The 21,025-nt window shown below is 30.2% G+C and carries 19 protein-coding genes and 1 riboswitch; of the genes, 16 read left to right on the top strand and 3 right to left on the bottom strand.

What is annotated here, in order from left to right:
• Positions 1-117 precede the first annotated feature (117 nt).
• The 15 genes from JX287_RS09140 (at position 118) to JX287_RS09055 (ending at position 18,592) form a co-directional block, all read left to right on the top strand.
• Positions 118-252 (top strand): LPXTG cell wall anchor domain-containing protein, encoded by a 135-nt coding sequence (locus tag JX287_RS09140; RefSeq protein WP_430537387.1) that lies wholly within the window; start codon positions 118-120, stop codon positions 250-252.
• Between the two features lie 198 nt (positions 253-450).
• A complete protein-coding gene (locus tag JX287_RS08470; protein WP_204644439.1) occupies positions 451-828 on the top strand; it encodes a DUF302 domain-containing protein in 378 nt (125 codons plus the stop codon).
• Between the two features lie 172 nt (positions 829-1,000).
• Positions 1,001-1,933 carry a dihydroorotate oxidase gene (locus tag JX287_RS08465; RefSeq protein WP_204644438.1) on the top strand — a complete coding sequence of 311 codons (933 nt, stop codon included), beginning with the start codon at positions 1,001-1,003 and terminating at the stop codon, positions 1,931-1,933.
• Positions 1,934-2,060: 127 nt separating this feature from the next.
• Positions 2,061-2,162, top strand: a riboswitch (purine riboswitch).
• A gap of 136 nt (positions 2,163-2,298) precedes the next feature.
• A complete protein-coding gene (locus JX287_RS08460) occupies positions 2,299-3,558 on the top strand; it encodes a nucleobase:cation symporter-2 family protein (RefSeq protein ID WP_204644437.1) in 1,260 nt (419 codons plus the stop codon).
• A gap of 218 nt (positions 3,559-3,776) precedes the next feature.
• A complete protein-coding gene (locus tag JX287_RS08455; RefSeq protein WP_204644436.1) occupies positions 3,777-4,295 on the top strand; it encodes a CtsR family transcriptional regulator in 519 nt (172 codons plus the stop codon).
• Positions 4,296-4,299: 4 nt separating this feature from the next.
• Positions 4,300-6,774: an ATP-dependent Clp protease ATP-binding subunit gene (locus tag JX287_RS08450; protein WP_204644435.1), complete on the top strand. Its 2,475-nt coding sequence runs from the start codon at positions 4,300-4,302 to the stop codon at positions 6,772-6,774.
• Positions 6,775-6,776: 2 nt separating this feature from the next.
• Entirely contained in the window at positions 6,777-8,159 is a 1,383-nt protein-coding gene (gene radA / locus JX287_RS08445) for a DNA repair protein RadA (protein WP_204644434.1), read from the top strand.
• A 227-nt stretch (positions 8,160-8,386) separates the two neighbouring features.
• Positions 8,387-9,466, top strand: coding sequence for a PIN/TRAM domain-containing protein (locus JX287_RS08440; RefSeq protein ID WP_204644433.1), 1,080 nt, complete (start codon positions 8,387-8,389; stop codon positions 9,464-9,466).
• A 76-nt stretch (positions 9,467-9,542) separates the two neighbouring features.
• A complete protein-coding gene (gene secG, locus JX287_RS08435; protein ID WP_204644432.1) occupies positions 9,543-9,773 on the top strand; it encodes a preprotein translocase subunit SecG in 231 nt (76 codons plus the stop codon).
• Positions 9,774-9,865: 92 nt separating this feature from the next.
• Positions 9,866-11,992 (top strand): ribonuclease R, encoded by a 2,127-nt coding sequence (gene rnr / locus JX287_RS08430; protein ID WP_204644431.1) that lies wholly within the window; start codon positions 9,866-9,868, stop codon positions 11,990-11,992.
• 11 nt (positions 11,993-12,003) lie between these two features.
• On the top strand, positions 12,004-12,468 hold the full coding sequence (gene smpB, locus JX287_RS08425) for an SsrA-binding protein SmpB (RefSeq protein ID WP_048802681.1): 465 nt from the start codon (positions 12,004-12,006) through the stop codon (positions 12,466-12,468).
• 540 nt (positions 12,469-13,008) lie between these two features.
• Entirely contained in the window at positions 13,009-14,664 is a 1,656-nt protein-coding gene (locus tag JX287_RS08420) for an L-lactate permease (protein ID WP_204644430.1), read from the top strand.
• Positions 14,665-14,872: 208 nt separating this feature from the next.
• Entirely contained in the window at positions 14,873-16,717 is a 1,845-nt protein-coding gene (typA, locus tag JX287_RS08415) for a translational GTPase TypA (RefSeq protein ID WP_204644429.1), read from the top strand.
• Between the two features lie 251 nt (positions 16,718-16,968).
• Positions 16,969-17,310, top strand: a complete 342-nt coding sequence (gene yedF, locus JX287_RS08410; RefSeq protein ID WP_204644428.1) for a sulfurtransferase-like selenium metabolism protein YedF — start codon at positions 16,969-16,971, stop codon at positions 17,308-17,310.
• An 88-nt stretch (positions 17,311-17,398) separates the two neighbouring features.
• Positions 17,399-18,592 carry a cobalamin-independent methionine synthase II family protein gene (locus tag JX287_RS09055; protein WP_275576649.1) on the top strand — a complete coding sequence of 398 codons (1,194 nt, stop codon included), beginning with the start codon at positions 17,399-17,401 and terminating at the stop codon, positions 18,590-18,592.
• 77 nt (positions 18,593-18,669) lie between these two features.
• On the opposite strand, the gene JX287_RS08395 is transcribed toward JX287_RS09055, so the two are convergent.
• The 3 genes from JX287_RS08395 to JX287_RS08385 are packed head-to-tail and all read right to left on the bottom strand — an operon-like array spanning position 18,670 to position 19,717.
• Positions 18,670-19,284, bottom strand: a complete 615-nt coding sequence (locus JX287_RS08395; RefSeq protein ID WP_204644426.1) for a hypothetical protein — start codon at positions 19,282-19,284, stop codon at positions 18,670-18,672.
• A gap of 21 nt (positions 19,285-19,305) precedes the next feature.
• Entirely contained in the window at positions 19,306-19,512 is a 207-nt protein-coding gene (locus tag JX287_RS08390) for a hypothetical protein (RefSeq protein WP_204644425.1), read from the bottom strand.
• A 1-nt stretch (position 19,513) separates the two neighbouring features.
• Entirely contained in the window at positions 19,514-19,717 is a 204-nt protein-coding gene (locus JX287_RS08385) for a hypothetical protein (protein ID WP_204644424.1), read from the bottom strand.
• Between the two features lie 194 nt (positions 19,718-19,911).
• Between JX287_RS08385 and JX287_RS08380 the strand changes: the two genes are divergently transcribed.
• Positions 19,912-20,922, top strand: coding sequence for an NAD(P)H-dependent glycerol-3-phosphate dehydrogenase (locus tag JX287_RS08380; protein ID WP_204644423.1), 1,011 nt, complete (start codon positions 19,912-19,914; stop codon positions 20,920-20,922).
• Positions 20,923-21,025: the final 103 nt, after the last annotated feature.

Below are 21,025 nucleotides of genomic sequence, written 5' to 3'. Positions count from 1 at the left end.
GAAGTTACTGATGCTACTGGTAAAGTCATAAATATTGTAGACGCGAAGGAAACAAAAAAAGAAATGGTTGGGAATGAAGAAATTAAAGATGATAAAATATCTTAAGAATCTGCAAAGATTACTAACTTAAAGGGAAAATCTAAGAAGCAACTTCCAAATACAGGAATGAAAGATTCTATGTTAGGATTATTAGGTTTTACTCTGATAGCAAGCTTAGGGTTGGGCTATATGAGAAAATATCTAAGAAAATAAAAAGAGGTTTTATCAAGTAAGAAAAATTTTATTAGAAATCTAGGTGTACTTTGTTGCTTAGATTTCTACTTTTTTCAGTAAAAAATGGTATTAGAACATTTTAAAATTTAGAAGAAAAGTACAAATTATTTGTGTAAATGTCTTTTTTATACTAAGATATGGTTAAAAAAGTATATTAGTATTTATGTGAGGTAAATTATGGAAAAGTATCTAATTAATGACGAATTTAAAAATGTAAAATCGAAAGTAGATGAATATTTAGAAAAAAATAATATTCACCAATTTCTAAATATAAACCAAGGTGAATACGCTAGAAATGTTGATTTAGAATTAAAGGATATTCAATATGTTGTTTTTGGGAATCCAAAAGTTGGAACATTACTAATGCAAGATGATGTGTACTTAAGTTTTAATCTGCCACTTAAATTATTACTTATTAAGAGAGAAGATAAGACAGAAGTATTATATGAAAAACCTACTACATGGTTAAAAGAAGATCATTCTGATAGAATAAAAGAAATATTATCTAAGATGGACAATTTGTATTTAGATATAATTAAGCATCTAGAAGCATAATTAAGAATTGTTTATTTTAGATAAGAAATTTAAAGAAGGAGAAGTATAGATAAAATTGATTTTCTATAATTCTTCTTTTTTATTTGAATATAAATCTAAAACTAGTTTTATCAATGGTTATTAAGAGTATTTTGTGATAAACTGTTACTAGTATACATAGGAGGTATGAAGAATGTTAAAAACAAATTTTTTAGATGTAGAATTATCTAATCCGTTAATGAATGCATCAGGGGTACACTGTATGACTATTGAGGAATTAGATGAATTAGCTAATAGTGAAGCGGGGGCTTTTGTTACAAAAACTGCAACTAGAGAGTATAGAGAAGGAAATCCTGAGCCTAGATATTATGATACTGCTTTAGGAAGTATTAATTCAATGGGATTACCAAATAATGGTTTAGATTATTATTTAGATTATGTAATTGAACGTCAAAGAGCTGGAGCCAAATTGCAGTTTTTATCTGTAACTGGTATGAGTTATGAAGAGAATATTGGTTTACTAAAGGAAATTCAAGAGAGTGAATATGAAGGTGTGACTGAATTTAATCTATCATGCCCGAATGTACCAGGAAAGCCTCAGATTGCTTATGATTTTGAACTAACAGATAAATTATTATCTGAGGTATTCACATTCTTTACAAAACCTATTGGGGTAAAACTGCCTCCATATTTTGACATTGCTCATTTTGATGAAATGGCTAAAATTCTTAATAAGTATCCTCTTACATATGTGAATAGTGTAAATAGTGTAGGGAATGGTTTATATATTGATTTAGATAAAGAACAAGTAGTTATTAAGCCAAAAGGTGGATTTGGTGGACTAGGTGGAGAGTATATTAAACCAACAGCACTAGCTAATGTTCGTGCATTTAGGGAACGCTTAAATCCAAGTATAAAAATTATTGGAACTGGTGGAGTAATAAATGGTAAAGATGTATTTGAACATATTCTATGTGGTGCAGATTTAGTTCAAGTAGGAACAACTTTACATAAAGAGGGAGTTTCAGTTTTTGCTAGACTAACTAAAGAACTTCAAGAAGTAATGAAAGAAAAAGGGTACTCTAGTTTAGATGATTTTAGAGGTAAATTGAAAGTAATAGAATAGTTATTGTGGCTTAAATATTCTAGTTGAGAATCTAATAATATATTAAATTCTTCTATGATAAATAATAAAAATATAAAATAAATTATAGATAACACTTGAAAATCAATTTGAAAATTGTTATTATATATTGTACAGACAAAATATAGCACATATAAAAGCAAGAATATGGCTTGCAAGTTTCTACCATCAGACCGTAAATTTGATGACTATGGGCATTCTTATTATTATATTTTACTTTAAACTAGTTTTTAAAGTATTTATTTGTAGTAGAATTTTAAATCGCCTATAAGTAATTATAGGTGATTTTTTGTATTTATATAGTTATATTTGTCAAAAAATAATATATAACTAAGGAGATAAGAATTTTGAAAACTTTTATTTTAAGTTTACAACATGTATTAGCAATGTATGCAGGAGCAGTTATTGTTCCGATAATTGTGGCTGGTGGATTAGGTCTTTCACCAGAACAAACAACTTATTTAGTGTCAGTTGATATTTTCATGTGTGGGATAGCTACATTTCTACAAGTTTATAAAGGTAAATTTACAGGTATTGGTTTACCTGTTGTTCTTGGGTGTACTTTTACTGCAGTAGCACCGATGATAGCTATAGGTAATAGTTCTGGATTACCAACTATGTATGGAGCAATTTTCGTTTCTGGGTTGGTTGTTGTATTAATAGCACCGTTTTTTGCGAAGGTGGCTAAATTATTCCCTCCTGTTGTTACAGGAAGTGTAGTAACGATTATTGGTATTACTTTAGTGCCTGTTGCGATGAATTATATTGCAGGTGGACAAGGATCAAAAGATTTTGGGAATCCAAAAAATATTTTACTAGCATGTATTACTTTAGCAATTATTTTAGTAATATACAAATTTACTACTGGATTTATCCAATCAATTGCTATTCTTCTAGGATTAGTATCTGGTACAGTTATTGCTAGTTTTATGGGATTGGTGAGCTTATCAGAGGTATCACAAGCAGGTTGGTTCCAACATCCAACACCATTTAAATTTACTGGTTTTGAATTTAATATGAGTGCTATTTTAACATTTGTTATAGTGGGGATTGTTAGTATGATTGAATCAACCGGTGTATATTATGCCCTAGGAAATATTTGTAATCAAGAAGTTAAAGAACCTGATTTACGAAGAGGTTACTTAGCTGAAGGTTTAGCTGTAATGATAGGTTCATTAGTAAATGCATTCCCGTATACAACTTATTCTCAAAATGTAGGTCTTGTGCAAATTTCAGGTGTGAAAAGTAAAAAAGTGATGTATGTAATGGTACTTTTACTACTAGTTTTTGGATCTGTTCCAAAAATCGGAGCTTTAGCTACAATCGTACCTCAACCAGTATTAGGAGGAGCGATGATTAGTATGTTTGGAATGGTTCTAGCATATGGAGTTAAGATGTTAGGTAATACAGACTTTGCTAAACAGGAAAATCTTATGATAATAGCTTGTTCAGTGGGACTAGGACTTGGTGTTACTACGGTTCCGACAGCATTTTCACAATTACCAAGTTTTGTTCGTATGTTTACTGATAGTGGTATAGTATTAGGAACAATAGTTGCTATTGTAATGAATTTAATATTTAATAGAAAATCAAAAATTAATAAATAGTTAGTTAACTGTTGATTATGATTTAGATACAGAAACTTATTAGAATTTAAAATGAGAATGACTTTATAATGTCGATTTAGATAATATTTCGATTTTATAAAAACGTTCTCTTTTTTTATGTGTTTAAGCTTAAAAATCAATGTTTTTTGTGTACAAAATATTGTAGATGTAGTATAATTTAATAAAGGTCAATTTTAGTCAATAAAGGAGGTGCCCTTATGAATAATAATATGACAGATATTCTTGAACAATATATTATGAACTTATTTAATGAGGCAACAGAGGATCATATAATTATTAAAAGAAGTAATGTCGCACAAAAATTTGACTGTGTACCATCCCAATTAAATTATGTAATAAAAACGAGATTTACTCCAGAGCATGGATTTATTATAGAAAGTAAACGTGGAGGGGGAGGATTTATTAGAATTACTAAAATAACTCTTCACAAAAATAAAGATTACATAGACTATTTAATTGAGACAATAGATAATGAAATTTTAGAGGTAGATGAAGCTATGAGAATAGCTAAAATTCTACTTGATAAAGATTATATAGATAAATTTGATTACAATCATTTTATAGATAGTGTAGAAATTATTACCGATGTTCATAATCAATTTTTAGATCATATTGATAAAAATAGTGCTGAAGAGATGATTTCTAAAACAAAAGCAAATTTAAAAGATTTGACAATAAGATTTTTAACAAATATAAAATATAATAAGAGAGGATAAGGTTATGTACATAAGATTTAATGAAACGGCCCTTATGGTGCTAACGACAGCGAAAGAAGAAGCTAATGATTTTGGTGTTAAGGCCGTAGGAACTGAGCATTTACTATTAGCTATGTTGAGTATGAACAATACATTGTCATGTAAAACACTTAATAAATATGGTGTCTATTATGACGATTTCAGAAAAAGCGTAGTAGACTTTTATGAAGCGGAATTAGAAGGTACTGATTTTTATCGTAATGTTCTAATGAAGATTGATTATACTAATGGTGCTGTTAGAACAATAGAAAAAAGTCAACAATTTGCAGATGATACATCTAGTTTTGTAGTTACAAGCGAACACTTACTATTATCTTTACTAAATGAGAAAACAGGAACTGCTGTTCGTTTACTAACTGACAAGCTAGGAGTTAATGTTGATGCGTTAATTACGGAATTATTTGAATTATTAAAACAAAGCCAAGGATTACTGTCTAAATTATTTGATGGATTTAAAAAATTAGAAGCACCAGAAGATAGTTCAGCAAAAACTAAAACTTTAAATTCATTAGCTAAAGATTTAACTAAGGATGCATTTAATAACAAATTAGATCCGGTTTTAGCTCGTGATAAAGAAATCACTCGAATGATAGAGATTTTAAATAGACGTACTAAGAATAACCCGGTATTAATTGGAGAACCTGGGGTAGGGAAAACAGCTATCGTTGAAGGTTTAGCTGAAAGAATAGTATCTCAAAATGTTCCTAGTAATTTACTAGGTAAGAGAGTTATGGTTCTAGATATGGGAACTTTACTTGCAGGTACTAAATATCGTGGTGAATTCGAAGAAAGATTAAAAAATATTATTACTGAAATAGAAGATGCAGGAGATATTATTTTATTCATCGATGAGATTCATACGATTATTGGTGCTGGAGGAACTGAAGGTAGTGCCGATGCATCAAACATCCTTAAGCCAGCTTTATCACGTGGTTTAATTCAATGTATAGGGGCGACAACTACTGAAGAATATAGAAAGTATTTTGAAAAAGATGCAGCTTTAGAACGTAGATTCCAACCGATTAAAGTTGAAGAACCTAGTACAGAAGATTCAATTAAAATTCTTGAAGGATTACGTCATAAGTATGAAGAACATCATAATGTGGAAATTTTAGATGAAGCTTTAGATGCAGCGGTTAAGTTAAGTACAACTTATATTACTGATAGATGTTTACCAGATAAAGCAATTGACCTTATTGATGAAGCTTGTTCTAAGGTTAAATTAAGATTTTATAAATCTCCAGAAAAATTAAAAGAATATGAAGATGAATTAAGTCGTTTAAATAAAGAAAAAGATAGAGCTGTAATTAATCAAGAATTTGAAATAGCAGCTAAAAAACGTGATGAGGTTAATCAAGTAATTAGTAAAATTGAACAATTTAAAATTTCTTGGCAAGATAGTTTATCAAAAGATAAAATTAAAATTAGTGCTGATCATGTAGCTGAAGTTCTTGCTGCTTGGACAGGAGTACCTGTTACTAAATTAACAGAAACTGAAAGTGAAAGACTTTTAAAATTAGAAGAAATTTTACACAAACGAGTTATTGGACAAGATGAAGCTGTAGTAAGTTTAGCTAAAGCAGTTAGAAGAGCAAGAAGTGGATTCAAAGCACCTAATAGACCGATAGGAAGTTTTATTTTCTTAGGACCTACAGGAGTAGGGAAAACAGAACTTGCGAAAAGTTTATCTGAAGCATTATTTAGTTCAGAAGATAATATGATACGTATTGACATGAGTGAGTATATGGAACCACATTCAATTAGTAGACTTGTAGGGGCTCCTCCAGGTTATGTAGGTTATGAAGAAGCGGGACAATTATCTGAACAAGTTCGTCAAAAACCATATTCTGTAGTACTATTTGATGAAATTGAAAAAGCTCATCCATCGATCTTTAATATTCTATTACAAGTATTGGATGATGGGCGCCTAACAGATGCATCAGGGCGCGTGGTAGATTTCAAAAATACCATCATCATCATGACTTCAAATGTTGGAGTAAGTGAATTAAGTGATCAGAAATTCGTAGGATTTGGTGGAAGTGAATCAATTAAAAATGATTACAAAAATGTTCAGAATACTATGATGGAAGCATTGAAAAAACAATATCGTCCAGAATTCTTAAATAGAATAGATGATATTATTGTCTTCAAAACTCTTGAAAAAGAAGAATTAGAAAAAATTTCTGAGTTATTAATTGATGGATTATCTAAGAGATTAGCAGATAGAGATATTACTATTAAACTTACGAAAAAAGCCATGGCTAAAATCGTTGAAGACGGTAGTATAAAAGAATACGGAGCTCGTCCATTAAAACGTAGTATTCAAAAAAATATTGAAGACTTATTAAGTGAAGAACTATTAAGAAATCCTGAATTAACTGGAACTATTAATATTGATTATAAAAATGATAATTTTGTTGTAAAGAAAACTAAGAGGTAATTATGGCAAAGGTAAATGTTAAATACGAATGTAATGCCTGTGGTTACCAAAGTTTAAAATATATGGGAAGATGTCCTAATTGTAAAAAATGGGCATCTATGGAAGAAGTAGTTGAAGCAAAAAAGGCTACTAAACATACAGAATTTGAAGTTAAAACAAATGACACAGAACGTGTAGAAGCTGGAAAACTAAAATCAGTTTCTACACAGGATGTACCTCGAACACTTACTGATAGTGGTGAATTAAATAGGGTTTTAGGTGGAGGAGTTGTAGGAGGATCACTAGTACTTTTAGGAGGAGATCCAGGTATTGGTAAGTCTACGTTACTTCTTCAAATATCAGCTTACTTAGCTAAAGAACACGATGTTCTTTATGTAACAGGAGAGGAGTCTGTTAGACAGGTTAAGATTAGAGCAGATAGATTAAAAAATAATACGGATGAATTGTTTGTTTATGCTCAAACTGATTTAAATTTAATTTATCAAGTTGTAAAAAAAATAAAACCTCAGTTTTTAGTTATCGATTCAATTCAAACAATTTATAACCCTAATCTAGAAAATTCTCCGGGAAGTATTACACAAGTAAGAGAATGTACACAACAACTTATGAAGATTGCGAAGAGTTTAAACATAGCTATTTTTATAGTAGGACACGTTACTAAGGAAGGAACTATTGCGGGGCCTCGTATGCTTGAGCATATGGTTGATACAGTGCTATATTTTGAAGGAGAAGGGCAACATAGCTACAGAATACTTAGAGCTGTGAAAAATCGTTTTGGATCTACTAATGAGATTGGTATTTTTGAGATGAAACATAGTGGACTAGAAGATTTAGCTAATCCTTCACAGATGTTCCTTGAAGAACGAAGTAAAAATCTTGCTGGAGCAACTATTATTAGTACTATGGAAGGTAGTAGACCACTTCTAGTAGAAATTCAATCATTAACAACGCCAACTGCCTTTAATAACCCAAGAAGAATTTCAACAGGGTTAGAGTATAATAAATTGATTTTATTAATGGCTGTATTGGAAAAAAAGGCTGGTTATTTACTACAGCAACAAGATGTTTATGTGAAAGTATCAGGTGGAGTTAAGATTGATGATCCAGCGGTGGATTTAGGTGTAGTTATGGCTGTTGCATCAAGTTTTAAAGATATCGCTGTAAATATGAATGATTGCTTCATTGGTGAGGTAGGATTAACTGGAGAAGTTAGAAGAGTAAGTAGAATTGAACAAAGAATCAATGAGGCTAAAAAACATGGATTTAAACGTGTAATTGTCCCAATTGGAAATATGAAAAATTCTGATTTCCCAGATGGAATTGAAATAATACCGGTAAAAGATATTAGAGAATGTTTAGATATAGCTTTTAGCAATGTGTTTTAAATAATTTATTATAGGTGAATAGAGATTTAGTATATTTAATTCTCTATTCATCTAATTAGTATAAAAAAACTTAAATTATTTTGAAATTAATTATGTTAATTTTAAGTAGAATGTAGTAGAATAAATAGAAGAGATGTTTTATATGACTCTTTATACCATGATATAAAATTATTAAAGTATACTTAATAATTTTGTTTTACAATTAAATATTAAAAGGAGTGATTTTTATGTTGAAAAAAGTTTTAATTATTATTTCCTTTTTCTTAGGAATAACAGTAGGAACACTTTCAACTAGCGCATTGATATACTATAATATATTCACATCAATGAGCGAGACGATGTTAAGAATTATTGTTACCATTGGAACTACAGTAGTTTTTGTATTAATGTCTTTATTATTTTCAGATAGATTTGTAGCAATGTTAAAAAGAATCGAAGATCGTCTTACTAGAACACCAATACAAAAAATTGTTTTCACGACAATAGGATTAATTCTTGGATTACTGTTAGCTAGTTTACTTTCATCAGGGGTAGATGTTATAGCTGGTGCGGGAATAATGGGTAGAATTATTTCGGCTGTGATTTATATTGTTTTTGGATACTTAGGATTGGTACTAGGATATAGACGTGAAGGTGAATTTTTAAATATACTTACAGCGTTTAAATTTGGATCTAAACCAAAAGAAAAAGAAACTAAAGTGAAAACTAAGAAAGTGATAGCTAAGGTTGTTGACACAAGTGCCTTAATTGATTCACGTATTCAAGATGTTGCTAAAACTGGATTCTTAGAAGGAAAAATTATTGTTCCTGAGTTTGTATTAAAAGAATTGCAGTTAATCTCAGATTCGGAAGATCCATTAAAACGAGCTAAAGGAAGACTCGGATTAGATTGTGTTGAACATCTCCAAAAAATGAAAGAGATTGATCTTGAAATAGATAATAAATACAATTATAATGAGCATAAAGGTGTGGATAATTTATTAATAGATTATGCATTGAAATATAAATGTGCAATTATAACAACTGATTACAATCTTAATAAACTTGCTACTTTACAATCTATTAAGGTTCTAAATGTTAATGATTTAAGTAATGCTGTAAAACCTATGTTAACTACAGGTGAAAAATTAGAAGTTCAGGTTCTAAGAGAAGGTAAGGAAAATAATCAAGGTGTAGCATATACTGAAGACGGTACAATGATTGTTGTAGAAAATGGTAAACGTGCTGTAGGTAAAACTGTCGAAGTTGAGGTGCAAAGTGTACTACAAACATCTTCAGGAAGAATAATATTCACAAGAATTGTTTAATAAATTTGCTTTTTTTGAAAAAATGTGTTAATATAAATTGTATTGTATTAACGAATGATTATTTTAGGAGGAGAGTATGCACACTTTTTTAATGACAATAGCAATAGTGAGCAGTATTCTGTTAATTATAGTAGTATTACTACAAGAAAGTAAATCTGGAGGTTTATCTGGATTAACTGGTGGAGCAGAAGAACTGTTTGGAAAACAAAAAGTAAGAGGTGCTGAATTAGTTTTACAAAGAATTACAGTAGTGCTAGGACTAATATTTTTTATATCACTAGTGTGTCTTACTTGGTTAAAATTATAGACTAAACAATGATAAACCTAAAATGTAATTTCATTTTAGGTTTATTTTTATAATAATTATGTGTTATATAATCTAAAATTAAGGAGGATTATATGTTAGAGAAAATAGAAAAAATATTTAAAGAAGAAAAAGTTTTGAGTATAGAAGATTTAAAAGAAAAATTAAATATTGACTCTGCAAAAGAATTTGTTGAATTAGTAAAAAATGTAGGTAAACTTGAACGAAAATTAGCGATAACTCAATTACCGAATGAAAAGTTTTTTTATGTTAAAGAGGCCTTAGAAGTTGAAGGAATAATTAGATTACATCAAAAAGGTTTTGCCTTTGTTTATTCTGAAGATTTAGGAATAGAAATCTATATACCTAAAGGATTCACACAAAGTGCTATGACTGGAGATGTAGTACTAGTAAAAGTTGATAGTGTATATAAGGATAATCGTAATCTTGAAGGAATAGTTCAAAAAGTATTAGAAAGAAATACTAAATATACAGTTGGGACACTAACTAATGCTAAGTTTTTCTCATTTGTTAAAAGTGATGATAAAAATATTGTAAAATATATTAAGATAACAAATGCTAAAAACTTTAATTTAGTTGATGGAACTAAAGTATTGGTAGAAATTACTGATTATTCTAAGGTTAGCTTTGAAGATCATAAAGGAATTATCATTAAGTCAATAGGACATAAAGATGATCCTGGAGTGGATATTCTTTCAGTAATATACAAACATAGTATTCCGAATGAATTTCCTAAAGATGTAGTTGAACAGACTGAAGAAATTAGTGAAGAGATTAAAATTGAAGATAAATATAGAGATTGTACAAATGAAATGGTAGTTACAATCGATGGAGATGATGCGAAAGACCTAGATGATGCCGTTTCTGTTGTTAAAACTAAAAAAGGATATAGATTGAAAGTCTTTATTGCTGATGTTAGTAGGTATGTTACTGAAGATAGCCCATTAGATAAAGAAGCTGCAAATAGAGGATGCAGTGTTTATTTAGCGGATAGAGTTGTACCTATGTTACCAAGAAAATTATCTAATAATATTTGTTCGTTAAATCCACATGTATTGAGGTATACTATTTGTTGTGATATTGATTTTAATTCCAAAGGTTATCCTGAGAGTTATGATATCTATCCAGCGGTAATAAAATCTAAAGGTCGATTAACTTATAAAAAGGTTAATGAAGTCTATGCAGAAAATAAAGAAGTTATAGAAGAATACAAAGAATATGTGCCGATGTTAAATATAGCGCTAGAATTATCAAAAAAAATTCGTGAAAATAGAGAAACTAGAGGTGCAATTGATTTTGATAAACCGGAATCAAAAGTTGTTGTAGATGAGAATGGTGAAGTACTAGATATAGTTCTGAGAGAAAGAGGTATATCAGAACGCCTTATTGAAGATTTCATGTTAAGTGCAAATGAAGTTGTTGGAGAGCATTTCTTTTGGATGCAAGTACCATTCATTTATCGTATTCATGAAGAGCCAAAAGTTGAAAAACTTAGACAATTTTTTGATATTGCGGCTAGTCTAGGATATAGAACAAAAGGGAAAATTGACGAAATTGAACCTTATATTCTTGCTAATATGCTTAGAAAATTCAAGGGTGAAGTTGTAGAACAGATGCTTTCTACAATTTTATTAAGAACTATGAATCAGGCAAGATATTCTACAAATAATATAGGGCACTTTGCATTAGCGACAAAATATTATACTCACTTTACATCGCCTATAAGACGTTATCCAGACTTATTAGTACACAGAATGATAAGAACTTATCTATTTAATGGAGATGTATCAGATGAAACGATTGACAATTTCCTTACTAGACTTCCAGAATTAGCAGAAAGTTCTTCAGAATATGAAAAACGAGCTGTTGATTGTGAGCGTGAAGTTGATAGAATGAAAAAGTGTGAGTATATGCTGAAATATCAAGAACAAACGTTCAGAGGAATTATTTCTAGTGTTACTAATTTTGGAGTATTTATAACGTTAGAGAGAAGTAATATTGAAGGTTTAGTTCATATTAAAGCAATGAACGATGATTATTATACGTATGATCAAAAGAATATGATATTAATCGGAAGAAGAAAGAAAAAAGTATATCGACTTGGCGATGAGGTTATTGTTAAAGTCGCAAATGTTGATTTAGAAAATCAGGAGATAGATTTTAAAATATTAAAACATAAATCAATAATAAGTAATAAGTAGAGGAAGATATTATGAATAAAGAAATTAAAGTAATAGCTCAGAATAAAAAAGCAAATCATGATTATTTCATAGAAGAAACATATGAAGCAGGTTTAGTTTTAACTGGTACAGAAATAAAATCAATCCGTCGTGGAAGAATTAATTTAAAGGATTCTTATTGCCAAACAAGATTAGGTGAAATGTTTGTATATAATATGCATATTTCACATTTTGAAGAGGGAAATAGATTTAATCATGAACCATTAAGAGTAAGAAAATTATTACTAAAGAAAAAACAGATAGCTTCATTAACTAATATTCAAAATGAAATAGGAATGAGTATTGTACCGTTGAAACTTTATATAAAAAATGGCTATGCTAAGCTATTAATAGGGGTTGCTAAAGGTAAAAAGAATTATGATAAGCGTCATGTACTGAAGCAAAAAGAAGCCAATAAAGAAATTAATAGAGTATTAAAAGACAAACAAAAATATTAAAAAACTACGTATTATTTTATAAAAAATATAGAGAAACATATTGTGATAAAGTTTATTACAATATGTTTTTTTATTATATGAAGTATAAAATAAAAGAAAAATATTACTTTATGATCTGGATTCAAATAATTAATAATTGGTCAGAATCGAACTGTTATAAAAAAACTACGTAATATTTTTCAAAAAAATACATATTATTTTCTTTGGTATTAGTGGATTTTTTAAGAATGTTGTAAAAATAACTAAAAAAACGCTTTACATTTAAATGAAAGCGTGCTACAATATTTAATGTAAACAAGAAAATCGTTGACAAATTACCATCAAATACAAAATAGTTATTATATCTAAATAGCAAAAATTGAAACAGTAAAAAAACTGTTATATATCTGATTAATGAAGATAGAGAGAGATAGTCTTTAGAATAAACAGTTAAGAATTTTTACAATAATTGATTTTTAGTTAACATATTATTTGGTAGTTAAAAACAATAGATTTTCACAAACCAAACAAAATATATTTATACAAAGGAGAAGTGTATTTATGGAAAAATTCACTCAATTATTACAGCCGGTGGCTGATAATTTATATGTTTCTGCACTTGTTGCATTAATCCCGATTGTGTTTTACTTAGTAACACTAGCTGGATTCAAAGTTAAAGGGTGGTTAACAGGACTTTTAACTTTATTAGTAGCAATTGTAATTGCATGCCTATTCTTTAAAATGCCATTCCAATTCGCAGCGTTCTCAACAATTCACGGTATGGTATACGGAGTTATGCCTATAGGTTGGATTATCTTAACATCAGTGTTCTTATATAAAATGACAGTTAAAACTGGTCACTTCGATATTATCAGAGATAGTATTACTTCATTAACTGATGACCGTCGTATTCAAGCATTGATTATTGCCTTCTCATTCGGAGCTTTCTTAGAAGGAGCAGCAGGATTTGGAGCACCAGTAGCAATCACAGCTTCATTATTAGTTGGTTTAGGATTCAAACCACTTTATGCAGCAGGTGTTTGTATGATCGCTAACACTGCACCGGTTGCATTCGGAGCAGTTGGAGCACCGGTAACAGCTATGGATGGACTAGCAACTTATGCAAATGGATCACCAATCGCAGCAGCTGAAATTGCAGCAATGATTGGACGTCAATTACCATTAGTATCTATCTTTATTCCATTCTACTTAGTATTAATCATGGCTGGATTTAAGAAAACATTAGAAGTTTGGCCAGCATTATTAGTATCTGGTGGATCATTCGCAATCGCACAATTTGTAAGTTCTAACTTCATGGGAGAACAATTACCTGATATTCTTTCATCATTAGTATCATTAGTTTCAATCGTTGTTTTACTTCAATTCTGGAAACCAAAAACAACATGGAGATTTGCTGATGAAAAAGAAGTTGAAGGAAAAGACAATGTTAAAGCAAAACACAGCTTAAATGAGATTTTAGTAGCATGGTCACCATTCGTAGTATTAACAGTGTTTATCTTCTTATGGACTATGAAATCTTCTAAAGCATTCTTCAAAACACTTGCTTTAAACCCGAAAGTACCATTTATTCACAACAATATTATCAGCTCAGTATCTGGTAAAGAAATCGCTGCAGTATTCAAATTAGATATACTAGGATCTATTGGTACAGCAATCTTAGTAGCAGCATTAGTTTCTAAATTTATCATTAAAATTAGTTGGAAAGACGCATTTGAAACTTTCATTCAAACATTTAATGAAGTTAAAATTGCATTATTAACAATCGCATTCGTAGTAGGATTTGCATACATCATGAATGCATCAGGTATGTCAAATACTTTAGGATATGCATTAGCAGCAACTGGAGCAGCGTTTAAATTCTTCTCTCCAGCACTTGGATGGATTGGGGTATTCATCACTGGTTCTGATACATCAGCTAACTTATTATTTGCTAAACTACAACAAGTTACAGCGAGCCAAGTTGGAATGGATCCACTATTAGCAGTAGCAGCTAACGCATCTGGAGGGGTTGTAGGTAAAATGATTTCTCCACAATCTATCGCAGTTGCAGCAGCAGCGGTTGGATTAGTTGGTAAAGAACCTGATTTACTTAAATTTACAGTTAAACACAGTTTCATCCTATTAATCATTGTGTGTGCTATTATCGCACTTCAATCAACAGGAGTACTTGGATGGATGATTCCAGTACACCCATAATAAAAGAAATTTTAAAGGGAGATCGAGTTATACTCGGTCTTCTTTTTGTTTGTATATAAAATTATAGAAAAAAATTCTAAAATAAATCACTTTCATTAGTATATTTGTTTACAATGGAGGAAAATAGTGGTATTATTGATAAGTTAGATTAAATAAATTATATTTAATGATTTATTATGTTTTATAAAGTAAGAACAAGGAGAAAAAAATGTCAGTACAATTAAGAGATGATGTTAGAAATATTGCGATTATCGCTCACGTTGACCATGGTAAAACAACATTGGTTGATGAATTATTAAAACAATCAGGAATTTTCCGCTCTAATGAGCATGTTGAAGAGAGAGCGATGGACTCTAACGATTTAGAGAGAGAACGTGGTATTACAATCTTAGCGAAAAATACAGCTATTGATTATAAAGGTAAGAGAATTAACATTCTAGACACACCAGGACACGCAGACTTTGGTGGAGAAGTAGAGCGTATTATGAAAATGGTAGATGGTGTTCTTTTAGTAGTTGATGCTTATGAAGGAACAATGCCTCAAACACGTTTCGTTCTTAAAAAAGCTTTAGAACAAAACTTAAAACCAATCGTTGTAGTAAACAAAATTGATAAACCTTCAGCTCGTCCAGAAGAAGTTGTGGATGAAGTAATTGACTTATTTATTGAATTAGGTGCAAATGATGAACAACTAGAATTCCCAGTAGTCTATGCATCAGCTATCAATGGAACAGCTTCTTTAGAAAGTGATCCTAATGCTCAAGAAGAAAACATGCAATGTTTATATGAAACGGTAATCGATTATGTTCCAGCACCAAAAGACAATAGAGACGAACCTCTACAATTCCAAGTAGCATTATTAGACTATAATGACTATGTTGGTCGTATTGGTATTGGACGTGTATTCCGTGGAAGTATGAAAGTAGGGGAATCAGTATCTCTTATGAAGCTTGACGGAACAGTTAAAAACTTCCGTGTAACTAAAATTTTCGGTTACTTTGGATTAAAACGTGAAGAAATTCAAGAAGCACACGCAGGTGATATCGTTGCAGTAAGTGGTATGGATGATATCAACGTTGGGGAAACAGTTTGTCTAACTGATCACCAAGAAGCATTACCAGTACTTCACATTGATGAACCAACATTACAAATGACTTTCTTAGTTAACAACTCACCATTTGCTGGAAAAGAAGGGAAATTTGTTACAGCTCGTAAATTAGAAGATAGATTAATGCAACAATTAGAAACAGACGTTTCATTACGTGTAGAACCTAATACAAGTGATTCATGGGTAGTTAGTGGACGTGGAGAACTTCACTTATCAATTCTTATAGAAAACTTACGTCGGGAAGGTTACGAACTTCAAGTATCTAAACCGGAAGTAATTATTCGTAATATCGATGGTGTTGATTGCGAACCAGTTGAACGTGTTCAAGTTGATGTGCCAGATGAAAGTGTTGGGGCTGTTATTGAATCTCTTGGACAACGTAAAGGTGACATGGTAGACATGCAAGCTGATGGAAATGGACAAACTCGTCTTATCTTTAACGTTCCTGCTCGTGGACTTATTGGATACTCTACAGAGTTCATGTCTATGACTAAAGGATATGGTATTATTAACCACACATTCGATTCTTACCAACCAATGCAAAAAGGACGTGTTGGTGGACGTCGTAATGGTGTACTAGTAGCTTTAGAAAATGGTCAAGCTACAGCATACTCAATCTCAAGTTTAGAAGATCGTGGTACAGTATTTATTGAACCAGGTACTGATGTGTATGGTGGTATGATTGTTGGAGAAAACAGCCGTGAAAATGACTTAACAGTTAACATCACAAAAGCTAAAGCTCAAACAAACGTACGTTCTTCAACTAAGGACCAAACAGTAACACTTAAAAAAGCTCGTATCATGACTTTAGAAGAAAGTCTTGAGTACTTAAGTGATGATGAATACTTAGAGGTAACTCCAGAGTCAATTCGTCTACGTAAAAAAGAATTAGATAAAGCAGCTCGTGAAAAAGCAGCTCGTAAAGCTAAATATTCAGAAGAATAAAATTAAAGAAACTTTCGAAGTAGGAAACTATTTCGAAAGTTTTTTTATAAAGAAAAATTATTGTATATTTATAGGAACAATGTATTAATTTATAGGAATATAAATTAATTATTTTAATACAATCTTTATGTTTCGAAATATAATAATTTTTCTGTATTTAATTTTAATGTAGATTAACTTTACACATGATGATATAATATGTATTAGAGGTAACTCTAAAAAAATATTATAAAAACTAAGGGGGCATAATTATGTCAAAAAAATATGATGTTGTTATAAAATCTACAGGAATGGGTAGTGGAGAACAAGAATTAAGTGATAACCTAATGAAAGGGTTTATTCATACTCTTGCTCAAAAAGAGAACTTACCAGAGCATATTATATTTTATGGAGAAGGAGTAAAATATACTGCAAAAGGTTCTGAAGCATTAGAAGATTTAAAAGAACTAGAATCAAGAGGGGTAAAAATACTTTCTTGTGGGATTTGCGTAGACTATTATGATTTAACTGATTATTTAAAAGTAGGTGGACTTACAACTATGTCAGAAGTAATTGATATTTTGTCGAATAGTGGATTAGTTGTTGAACCATAGTATTATTTTAAGGGAGTGACTCAAAAATCGCGATTTCTTAAGAAACAAGATTTTGTCGAGGCATTCCCTTTTTAACGGAGGTATTAGTATGGATGGAAATTTGTTTAAACCTTTTACTACATCATTAATAGGTAGTTTGCCGAGGTCAAAGGAACTGTTGATGTTGAAAGAAAGTAGTATGAAAAGTGAAAAATATAATAATGTGTATTTTGAAAAATACCTTGAAGAAACAAATAAAGTAATTTCTTTTCAGAAAGATTGTGGAATTGAGGTAATTGTTAGCGGTGAATTAAATCGAGATAACTATATGAGTTACATAGGTGAAATCGTTGACGGTATAAAATTATTAACTCTTGAAGAGTTAAAAGAATTAACGGGAAATAATGAAAATTTTCGTAAAAGTTTAGAAGAAATGGATGCTTCAGATAATAGTATGAATAGTCCAATTTGTTTTAAAAAAATAAATACGGAAGTTAGGTTAAATAAAAAAGAGATAGAAGTACTAAAGGATAGTTCAGTAGAACATTTCAAATGTACATTACCAAGTCCATATTTATTAACTAGATCAATGTGGTTAAAAGAAATTACAGGAAATTATTACGAGAGTAGAAATGAACTAGGAGAAGATGTAGTAAAACTTTTACGTCATGAAATTAGAGAATTAGTAAAAGAAGGAGTAAAAATTATCCAGATAGATGAACCGATATTATCGGAAGTCGTCTTTACTAATTCTAAATCAGATAATTCCTTTTACTGAGGTGCTTTATCGGAAAAAGTCAAGGTTGACAAAGAGTTAAAGTTTGCAAAGAATTTATTAATTGAGGTTTTAAATGAAATAAATTCTCACGAAGGTGTCATGAGCGTTATGCATGTGTGTAGAGGGAACTGGACGAAAGATGAAAGTGTATTGCTTGAAGGGACATATGATAAACTTGGGAAATTTTTCGATTCTCTTAAAGTAGATATGCTGGCATTAGAATTTTCTACACCTCGAGCAGGAGAAGTTGAAAAACTATTTTACAATAATTTTCTAGATACAAAAATTATTTTAGGTTTTGGATGTATAAATCCAAGAAGTGACAGAGTTGAAACTGTTGAGGAAATAGTGAGAAATGTAGAAAAAGTTCTAGAATTCTTACCACCTGAAAATGTTTGGCTAAATCCTGACTGTGGATTTGCAACATTTTCAAAGAGACCTCTAAATCCTTATCCAATAATTCAGAAAAAGCTAGAGAACATGGTAGAAGCTTCAAAAATATTAAGAGAAAAATATTGCAAATAAAAATAAAAGGAGTGATTTGGAAACATGGATTCGTAGAAATCTTATGTTTTCGAGTCACTCCTATTTTTGGCACGATATTAGTTTTTAATTTCTAAGTTACCGTCTTTTAAAGAGATATTATCTCCTTCTTTGACTTTTTCATATTGTTCTTTTGTAACAGATACGTATTTTGTTTCCCCATCTTTTGTCTTAATTTCTAGCATATAGACAGGAACTTTTGAATCTTTAACATTATCGACTAATTCTTTTTGCTGATCACTAGCATGGATATGATTATGCGAAGTTGCTGAATTAAATAATGTGTACCAAAGTAACATATTAGTTATGTTGCTTCCTGAGAAGAAACCGCTATTTCTATAGTTATTATTTATGTAGTCAGTATACTGTTTTTTGTAACCTTGATTATTGTAACTATTATAATCCTTATTATATGAACCACCTGACTTTTTAGTGAAGTTTTTAGTAGTGCTTGTAGTTGGTTTGCTACTAGCTGCTGAACTAGTAGGTTTAGAACTTTGTTTGCTACTAGATGGTTTAGAAGAACTAGGTTTAGAACTAGATCTTGAAGCGCTTGGTCTAGCTGATGATCCTTTTGCCTCTATAAGATTAATGCTTGATGCGCTTATTGTAGAAAATATTAATGTAGATGTAAGAAATAAACTTGTTATTTTTTTAAGTGTATTCTTTTTCATAGTACTATCCTTTCACGAGAATTAATTATTTTCAGTACTGCGTTTTGTGACGACAGTCCCTTCGATATTTTCTTGAGAATTTGTTTCGCTTTTTACAGTATTTTCAATATTAGTTTTGTCATCTACTTTATTATCATCGGTAGAGTTGTCGTTAAAGTAATAATATAAACCAAACCCTACAATTGTGATAGTTAATAAAGTAAGAAATATTTTTAAAAATCTAGTCATATTAGAACCCTCCTAATACGAATCCTTTCATATCTAATGCACGTTTTAATCTATCATATTCTGATGCAGGTACTTCAATTTCTTCTCCATTTACTTGAGAAATAGTCGCATACTCATCATTTAGTCCCTTCCAAATATCAACGATATTGTTTAAGTTGATTAATCCACGATTTCCATCTATTAAAGTAATTTCAAACCAATTCATAAAATTACCTCCTTTATTTATTCTGACTAGATTATAACATAATTTCTAAGAAAAAAATAGTATAGCAGATAGTGGATGCCTATTTTAGTAGAATTTGGATTATGATAAAATGATACTTATAAGTAAAATTAATGTATATTTTTAGAAAATTTGATATAATAAAATTAACAATAATTTATAGTGAGGATAGGACGATGAAAATATCTGTGATAGGTTCCGGGAGCTGGGGGACTGCCTTATCTCAAGCAGTTGTAGATAATGGACATGAATTACGCTTATATTCAAGAAGTGAAAAAACAAGGGATGAAATAAATAATAATCATACAAATAGTAGGTATTTAAAAAATGCTGTTTTACCAAAAGAAGTCGTTGCTACTAGTAGTTTAAAAGAAGCAGTTGAGTTTGCAGATGTAATTGTTATTGCAGTTCCTACAAAAGTGATGAGAGAAGTAGCAAAGGATATTAATAAATATCTGGAACGTCCTAAGTTTATCATTCATGTTTCTAAAGGTTTAGAGATGGAAACTAATAAGAGAATGTCAGAAGTTATATCTGATGAAATCGATAGTGATAAACTAAAGGGTGTAGGTGTATTAAGTGGTCCTTCTCATGCAGAAGAATTAATATTAAGAAATCCTACAGTAGTTGCTATTGCATCTAAAAATGATGAATTAAATAAGTTAGCACAAGAAATTTTCCATAATAAATATTTTAGAATTTACGTTAATAAAGATTTAATTGGTGTTGAAGTTGGTGGTGCACTAAAGAATATAATTGCCCTTGGATGTGGAATAATTGATGGAATGTCTTATGGTGATAATGCCAAAGCAGCATTATTAACACGTGGATTAATTGAGATAACAAGATTAGGGAAAAAGCTAGGTGCTGATGAAATGACATTTTTAGGTCTTGGTGGCATAGGTGACTTAGTAGTAACATGTACATCTAAACACTCAAGAAACTATAATTGCGGTTATTTAATCGGGCAAGGTTTCTCATTAGAAGACGCTATTGAAAAATTAGATATGGTAGCTGAAGGTGTGAGAACTACAAAAGTATGTTATTTCTTGTCTAAACAATTCGATGTGTATATGCCAATAACAGAGAATATATACAAAGTATTATATGAAGGACTAAATATTAAAGACTGTGTTAATAATCTTATGAATAAAATGGCAGCAGAAGAATTAAATAAATTTGAATAAATAAGTTTACGTATTTGCAGAAAAATAAAATAATTTGAAAATTACTAATTAAAATATAGAAAAAATACTAAAAAATGCTAAAATTATATAATAAAACCTTGAT

Source organism: Gemella haemolysans, assembly GCF_901873445.1.
GTDB classification, from domain to species: Bacteria; Bacillota; Bacilli; order Staphylococcales; family Gemellaceae; genus Gemella; species Gemella haemolysans_C.
The sequence above is the reverse complement of the archived record's forward strand: the minus strand, read 5'-3'. Positions and strand labels throughout refer to the sequence as shown.